Origin of the sequence: Streptomyces sp. NPDC086549, from assembly GCF_044746205.1 — a bacterium.
Lineage (GTDB): Bacteria > Actinomycetota > Actinomycetes > Streptomycetales > Streptomycetaceae > Streptomyces.
The window spans coordinates 357,116-363,864 of record NZ_JBIVBS010000011.1 but is presented as its reverse complement, the minus strand read 5'-3'; the positions used below and the strand labels follow the sequence as shown (position 1 = coordinate 363,864).

The 6,749-nt window shown below is 66.5% G+C and carries 6 protein-coding genes and 4 pseudogenes; 2 read left to right on the top strand and 8 right to left on the bottom strand.

The window, feature by feature from the left end:
- Positions 1–295, top strand: a 295-nt coding sequence (locus ACIPSA_RS31735; protein ID WP_402640507.1) for a zinc-binding dehydrogenase, incomplete at its 5' end; no start/stop codon positions are given.
- 129 nt (positions 296–424) lie between these two features.
- Here the strand turns inward: ACIPSA_RS31735 and nrfD are convergent.
- The 8 genes and pseudogenes from nrfD to ACIPSA_RS31695 form a co-directional block, all read right to left on the bottom strand.
- Positions 425–799: pseudogene (gene nrfD, locus ACIPSA_RS31730) on the bottom strand (NrfD/PsrC family molybdoenzyme membrane anchor subunit); the annotation flags it as partial.
- A gap of 153 nt (positions 800–952) precedes the next feature.
- Positions 953–1,477, bottom strand: a pseudogene (locus tag ACIPSA_RS31725) (4Fe-4S dicluster domain-containing protein); the annotation flags it as partial.
- Between the two features lies 1 nt (position 1,478).
- Positions 1,479–1,885: pseudogene (locus tag ACIPSA_RS31720) on the bottom strand (molybdopterin-dependent oxidoreductase); the annotation flags it as partial.
- A 148-nt stretch (positions 1,886–2,033) separates the two neighbouring features.
- On the bottom strand, positions 2,034–3,284 hold the full coding sequence (gene fmdA, locus ACIPSA_RS31715; protein ID WP_402640505.1) for a formamidase: 1,251 nt from the start codon (positions 3,282–3,284) through the stop codon (positions 2,034–2,036).
- Positions 3,285–3,308: 24 nt separating this feature from the next.
- A complete protein-coding gene (locus ACIPSA_RS31710) occupies positions 3,309–3,947 on the bottom strand; it encodes an AmiS/UreI family transporter (protein WP_402640503.1) in 639 nt (212 codons plus the stop codon).
- 192 nt (positions 3,948–4,139) lie between these two features.
- Positions 4,140–4,418 carry an FmdB family zinc ribbon protein gene (locus ACIPSA_RS31705; protein WP_402640501.1) on the bottom strand — a complete coding sequence of 93 codons (279 nt, stop codon included), beginning with the start codon at positions 4,416–4,418 and terminating at the stop codon, positions 4,140–4,142.
- Between the two features lie 148 nt (positions 4,419–4,566).
- Positions 4,567–4,833: a fluoride efflux transporter FluC gene (locus ACIPSA_RS31700; RefSeq protein ID WP_402640498.1), complete on the bottom strand. Its 267-nt coding sequence runs from the start codon at positions 4,831–4,833 to the stop codon at positions 4,567–4,569.
- A gap of 106 nt (positions 4,834–4,939) precedes the next feature.
- A pseudogene (locus ACIPSA_RS31695) lies at positions 4,940–5,158 on the bottom strand (fluoride efflux transporter FluC); the annotation flags it as partial.
- A 325-nt stretch (positions 5,159–5,483) separates the two neighbouring features.
- Here ACIPSA_RS31695 and ACIPSA_RS31690 point away from each other — a divergent pair.
- A complete protein-coding gene (locus ACIPSA_RS31690) occupies positions 5,484–6,647 on the top strand; it encodes an NAD-dependent formate dehydrogenase (protein WP_402640496.1) in 1,164 nt (387 codons plus the stop codon).
- Positions 6,648–6,749: the final 102 nt, after the last annotated feature.

Genomic DNA, 6,749 nt, shown 5'->3' with positions numbered 1-6,749 from the left:
TCTGGTCTTCGATGTCATCGGTGGCGACGTTCAGAAGCGGTCCGCTGCCCTGATCAGGGCCGGAGGAACGCTGGTGTCCATCGTCGGCCCGGTCGAGGCACGGCCCACTGACGGCCTGGCGGTGGACTTCGTTGTCGAGGCCGATCGCGCCGAACTGGGCGAGATCGTGCAACGGGTGCGGGACGGACGGCTGCGGACAAACATCGGTCACGTCGCGAGCTTCGATGAAGCCGTTGGTGCCCTTAACCCGACCACGCGACGCAGCGGGAAGACAGTCATCCGCGTACGCCCGTAGGGAGTGATGGCCACAGTCCGACTGGCGGGTCATCCTCACGGTGTGCGAGATGAAGCGGCTCGGCCCCGACGCCGCCGAACTCACCGCGCTGCCCGCGAACACGTACGGCAGTTCCGGATACGCCTCGTGTCACGCCGGCACCGCGGTGTCGGAGAGCAGCACCGCGGTGTAGGTGCACATCGCCGGCCCCAGCACGCCGGATCCGAGTCCGGCGAGCCGGCCGAGCCCCGGCAGCCTTCCGGTCACCTGCGAGGCGGCCGCGGCGGCGGCGAGCGTCGAGAACGGCGCGAGGATCCAGGAGCCCACCGACAACGGCGAAGTGGGCTTGAGGACGCGCAGCATGTGCGCGAAGCGCCCGGGGCGGCCGAGGTCATGGACCAGGGCGGCGACGCCGGCCGCCGACGCGGCGGCGGCGACCCACCGGCCTGCCCCGGCCAGCTCCCGACGGCCGGTCAGCTCGGCCACCGCCGCCATGGTCGCCGATGCACTGGCCGTTCCCCCGAGGAACAGATATCCCGGCACGTCCGGCACCCTCCAGGTCGGACGCTTGAGAATCGGCCGGCCGTAGTACGACCGGAACTCCGCGCGCGGAACCATGGGACGCTCCCGCTCACCGCTCCCCGTCACGGCTTCCCCTCCCTGCCTGTGGAAGGTCCCGCGCTCCAGGAAGGACAGCGCCACGCTCACGGCCACACCGACCGTGGCTGTGGCCGCGTGCCGCCACAACGACGGCAGGTCGCGGGTGGTGACCACCGGGTCCGGCGGGAGCCCGTACACCTCGGGCTCGTCCAGCAGAAGGAAGAACGCGCAGTCACCGCTGACGCCGTCCTGCGGATCCCGGCCGTACAGCCGTGCCTGGTCCACCCCGCGCTCGTGCAGCTCGGTCACCCGCCGGTCGGCCCGCTCGCGCAGTTCCTCCAGCGGACCGAACCGGATGGAGTCGGTCGGGCACGCCTGGGCGCAGGCCGGTTCCCGGCCCGCCCCCGACCGGTCGTAGCACAGGGTGCACTTGAAGGTCCGGCCGTCGCCGGGGCGGATGTCGATCACGCCGTACGGGCAGGCCGGCACGCCGTATCCGCAGCCGTTGCAGATGTCCTTCTGCACCACCACGGTCCCGAACTCGGTGTGGAACAACGACCCGGTCGGGCAGACGTCCAGGCAGGCGGCGTGGGTGCAGTGCTTTGACCAGGGCGCCGAGGAATGCGAGTCGGTCCCTGCCCGGAGCGACATGTGAATGTCCGCCAGCGCGCTGGTGCGGTTGAAGCGGGGGCCGACGTGGATGATCGTGGTACCCCGTTCCTTGGCCTCCATCACCCACTGGAAGCCGACAGGGTGGCACTCGGCCATGTTCGAGCCCTGGATGAGGATGCAGTCGGCCTCAGCCAGATCGTGCTGGAACGTCGTGGCTCCGCCACGGCCGAACGAGGTCCCCAGAGCGGGAACCGCGGTGGAGTGTCAAATCCGCGCCTGGTCCTCGATCTGGATCGCGCCCAGCGCCGTGTAGAGCTTCTTCATCAGGTAGTTCTCTTCGTTGTCCAGCGTCGCTCCGCCGAGAGAGGCGATGCCGAGGGTGCGCCGGACGGGAACGCCGTGATGCGGGGGGTGTCACCGAAGGTTTCGGTGACACCCCTGATGTGTCGATCGGCAGAGGTGCCTTCACGTATCCCGCGCCTTGATCCACTAGCTGAGGGCAGGCCCGTCGATGTTGCGTGAGGGCACGCATCCCTCGTTGTCCGGTTCAGGCAGTGGCCAACGCGCACTGACCCCGGTCGGCCTTCATCGGGCCGGCAGCGGTTGGCCGGACGTCAAAGTCGAACATGGCGGTGGGTACGTACAGCGAACAGCAGGCGTTGGGGATGTCGACGATGCCGCTGATGCGTCCCTCTATGGGGGAGGAGCCGAGCAGCAGGTAGGCCTGCTCTCCGCTGTAGCCGAACTTCTTGAAGTACTCGACGGCGTTGAGGCAGGCCCGGCGGTAGGCCAGCGTCGCGTCCAGGTAGTAGTTCGTGTCCGTGTCGTGGTCGACGGAGATCCCGATGAAGGTGAGGAACTCCGTATACCTCGGCTCGACGTTACCTGGAATGAACACGGGGTTGGTGGAGATGCCATACGTCTCCATGCCGCCCTTGATCAGGTCGACGTGGAAGTCGACGTAGCCGCCCATCTCGATGGCGCCGCAGAACGTGATCTCTCCGTCGCCCTGACTGAAGTGCAGGTCGCCTCCGGAGAGCTTGGCGTCCTTGACGTGCACAGGGAAGAAGACCCTCGAACCCCGGGTGAAGTTCTTGATGTCCTGGTTGCCCCCGTTCTCGCGAGCCGGCACCGTGCGTGCGCCTTCCTCGGTGATGCGCCGGGCGAGATCCCCGGTGGCCGTGCCCGCGAGCGCATTGGTGCTGTCCGGCGGTACGGCGAGCGGCGGGACCCGGTTCGGGTCGGTGTCGATCAGCGCCTGCTCGCGGGCGTTCCAGCGGGCGAGCATCTCGGCGGAAGGAGCGGTCCCGAACAGCCCGGGGTGGGTGATTCCGGTGAAGCGGATCCCGGGTAGGTGGCGGGAGACCGCCTGCTGTCCGTGGAAGTCCCATATCGCCTTGTAGGCGTCCGGGAAATAGTCGGTCAGGAAGCCGCCGCCGTTGGCCTTGGCGAAGATGCCGGTGTAGCCCCAGCCCTGGCCTGCCGCGTCTCCGGTCTGCTGCGGAACAGGGCCGAGATCGAGAAGGTCCACGACGAGCAGGTCGCCTGGTTCGGCGCCCTCCACACCGATCGGGCCGCTGAGCATGTGCGGAATGGTCAGGTCGATGTCGCGGACGTCGTTGGCGGATTCGTTGTTGCCGACCTGGCAGTCGGTCCAGTCGCGGCACTCCAGGCGGAACTCCGCTCCTGGCCGCACCATGGCAACGGTGGGGACGTCCGGGTGCCACCTGTTGTGGCCGGGAACGTCCTGATCACGCATTGACTTGCTTTGGTCCACATTGAAGAGAATTTCGGGCATGACAGCTCCTCATTTCTGATCCGGTCACGTTGGTGCGCCCACGCTTCCGGCTGGCGGAGCGGCTGGGGTCGGCTGGGGCGATTTCCGGGTGCGCGGCCACAGCCCCACGAACACCACCACGCCGAAGACCGCCAGTGCGATGGCGATCTCGGTGGGGTGCTTCCAGTAGCCGGAGAGCAGCAGCCCCGCGGGAATCACGCCAGTGACCCAGCCCTGGATCGCCGTGACCCAGCCCGTATAGGTCCTGAGGTGGTCCATCTTGAGACCGAGCAGCAGGAAGAACAGGAACCACAGGAAGGCCCAGTAGAGCCAGATGACCCCGAAGGGGTAGTCCTTGAAGAGCCGGAAATTGACGAACGAGTATCCCAGGGCGGCAATTGCCACAAACAGCGAGTAGTAGCCGACGCCGGTGCTGTCGAGGCCGGCGAGCAGGCCGATACCTACATAGAGGTAGGTGAAGCCGAAGAGGTAGATGCCAGATGCCGCCAGGATCTTCATGGGGTCGTCGTTGGCGGTGAAGATGAGATAAGTCGGCGTCAGCACCTGCAGTGCGCCTATGAAAAGGTTGAACACCGCTCCCGCTCGGGCATCGACCTTCCCGAGCAGCAGCAACCCGTTCATGAAGAGCACCGCACCGACAAAGAGCAGTCCCACGTTTCCCACGGGGACGCACCTCCTAAGTCCGCGTGGGGAGGGGAATCGCGTGATGCCCGGGCCGCCGATGAGCTGCCGTGGATACGGCTCGGCTCCCGGCGCGCGCTGCGTGATTCCGCATTCCGCGCACCGCTACGGGAACGACGTCGTGTTCCGATGTCGAAACCCGCACGACACGTTCTGCCTTGTCGACCACCGCCCTCAGAGACGCGGCAGCCGCGAGAGTGCGGGGTGCGGGTGCCGTGGCACCCTTCTGCGTGGCGGCACTTGGGAGACAACTGCCGGGGCCTCACGCGCCTGCTCCTCCCGGACGTGGAGGGCGGCGACCGCGTTCGAGGTCAGCGAGAGACCGGGCGAGGAATACACACGTCTCGCAGCGCCTGCGCAAACAGGGCAACCATAAGCTTTGGGCGCCGTCCCGATTTCCAACTTCACATCGAAGGGCCCACAGCGGCTGCATAGATATTCATAGGTTGCCATCAGCAGCCTCCGGATGTCGGTGGACGCTGGCCAACCCGATCGTGTGTGGCGTCCCCAGATAGGCGCACGCCACAGCGTGTTTCCTACCTTCAAGGAGACGTCTCGTAATTTCACGTGTCAAGTCCCGGACGGCTGGGTCTGCCCTTTCTCAGAACGACCCGGTGGCGAACTCCGCCGTTGCCGCCAACAGACCCACCGCGAGGGTCGAAGCGCCGTACAGCAGGAACTTTCTGACCTGCCCCTTCTCGCGCAGGCGGACCAACTCGTAACTGAATGTGGAGAACGTTGTATAGGCGTCAATCCCACGCCGACAATTGGCACGACCTGCTCCGGCAGCCCGTGCCGTGCGCCGAGGCCCATCAGAGGCCCCAGCACGAGCCCCAGCACGAACGAACCGGTGATGTTGATCAGCCACGCGCCGCACGGGAACACGCCCGGGCTTCGGTACTGCACATACTGGTCGAGTACGTAGCGCGCAACTGCCCCGACCGCGGCCGCAGCGCCGACGGCGAGCAGGCTAATCACCAGCCATACCGGCGGGCGCGGCCGTGCCCCGCGGCGAGCCGCACCCGCCGGGCCAGGTCCATCCTGCCGATGGCCAGACCCAGACCGGTGACGGCCAGGCCGGCGAACAGACTGCCGAAAACGTTGAACGCCGCGACTGCGTAGTGGCCGTGACGCAGAAGGCGATCGGTGTCGACCATCCACGTCGAGAAAGTGGTGAAGGAGCCGAGAAACCCGGCGGCGGCGAACGGTCAGCGTGACGGCGCGCGATCGCCTCCCGGACCGGGATCGGCACCGGAGATGGATGCAGGCTCTCGAGATTCCCTCTCGGGCCCGGATTCGTCCGCCCGCATCAGAAGCCTCCGTACAGAACACGGATCCATACACACTGTCCCCGCACTCCTGCCGGAGGCCCCATCGAATATCCGCATCCTTATCCACTGACCCATCTCCACGATATCCGTGGGGATTGCAGCGCCGACGCATACTCAACTAAAATTCAAGATCATCGGTACCCGACCGATTCAGCCGGAGCGGCGGCTCCACCGATGGAGGACGGCCATGGCAAAGATCCTTGCGGTGCTCTATCCCGACCCCGTGGGCGGTTATCCTCCCGACTACGCCCGCGACGAGATCCCGGCCATCACCGGCTATCCGGGCGGTCAGACAACGCCGACCCCACAAGCCATAGATTTCACCCCGGGGCAGCTCCTCGGCTGCGTTTCGGGAGAACTGGGGCTACGCCGGTTCCTGGAGGACCGAGGCGACACCTATGTCGTCACCAGCGACAAGGAAGCGCCGGACTCCGACCTGGACCGCGAGCTGCCCGACGCGGACGTGGTGATCTCGCAGCCCTTCTGGCCTGCTTATCTGACCCCTGAGCGGATCGCCTCCGCTCCCCGGCTCAAACTCGCGATCACAGCGGGGATCGGGTCGGACCACGTCGACCTGCCGAGCGCCATTACCCACGGCATGACGGTGGCGGAGGTGACCTACAGCAACAGCATCAGCGTGTCCGAGCATGCCGTCATGCAGATCCTCACTCTGGTGCACAACTACATGCCGGCCCACGACTGGGTGACCGCCAAGAAGGGCTGGAACATCGCCGACAGCGTCTCGCGCGCCTACGACCTCGAAGGCATGGACGTAGGCGTCCTCGGCTCCGGCCGTATCGGGCAGGCGGTACTGCGCCGCCTCAAGCCGTTCGACGTCACGCTGCACTACTGCGACGTGCACCGGCTGTCCAAGGAGGTCGAAGAGGAACTGGAGCTGACCTGGCATCCCGATGCGCGTTCGCTGGCCTCCTCGGTCGACGTGCTCTCGATCCACACTCCGCTGCATCCGCAGACGCAGAACCTCTTCGACGACGACCTGATCGGGGTCATGAGGCGCGGTTCGTACATCGTCAACACCGCACGCGCGCTCATCGTCAACCGGGATGCCGTGGTGCGGGCCCTCAACAGCGGCCAACTGGCCGGTTATGCCGGTGACGTCTGGTATCCGCAGCCGCCACCGCCCGACCATCCCTGGCGCACCATGCCGTACCAGGCGATGACGCCGCACGTGTCCGGTTCGAGCCTCTCGGCGCAGGCCCGCTACGCGGCCGGTACCCGGGAGATCCTGGAATGCTGGTTCGACGGGCGCCCCATCCGTCCGGAGTACCTGATCGTCGACGGCGGTGGGCTTGCCGGGACGGGAGCGCGCTCCTACACGGTCGCCGGATAACGCATATTGAGCCGGAAAACGGCGCGCCGCCAAGCAACGGCGACGCTTCTGGTCGGCGCCTTACCGACTGGCAACCTGATAATTCCGGCTCAATAACAGACG

What these genes read in the sequence shown, in the direction of transcription:
- ACIPSA_RS31690 (WP_402640496.1), top strand. Translation starts at nt 5,484, where the DNA reads ATGGCAAAGATCCTTGCGGTGCTCTATCCCGACCCCGTGGGCGGTTAT.
- ACIPSA_RS31705 (WP_402640501.1), bottom strand. Translation starts at nt 4,418, where the DNA reads ATGGCAACCTATGAATATCTATGCAGCCGCTGTGGGCCCTTCGATGTG.
- fmdA (WP_402640505.1), bottom strand. Translation starts at nt 3,284, where the DNA reads ATGCCCGAAATTCTCTTCAATGTGGACCAAAGCAAGTCAATGCGTGAT.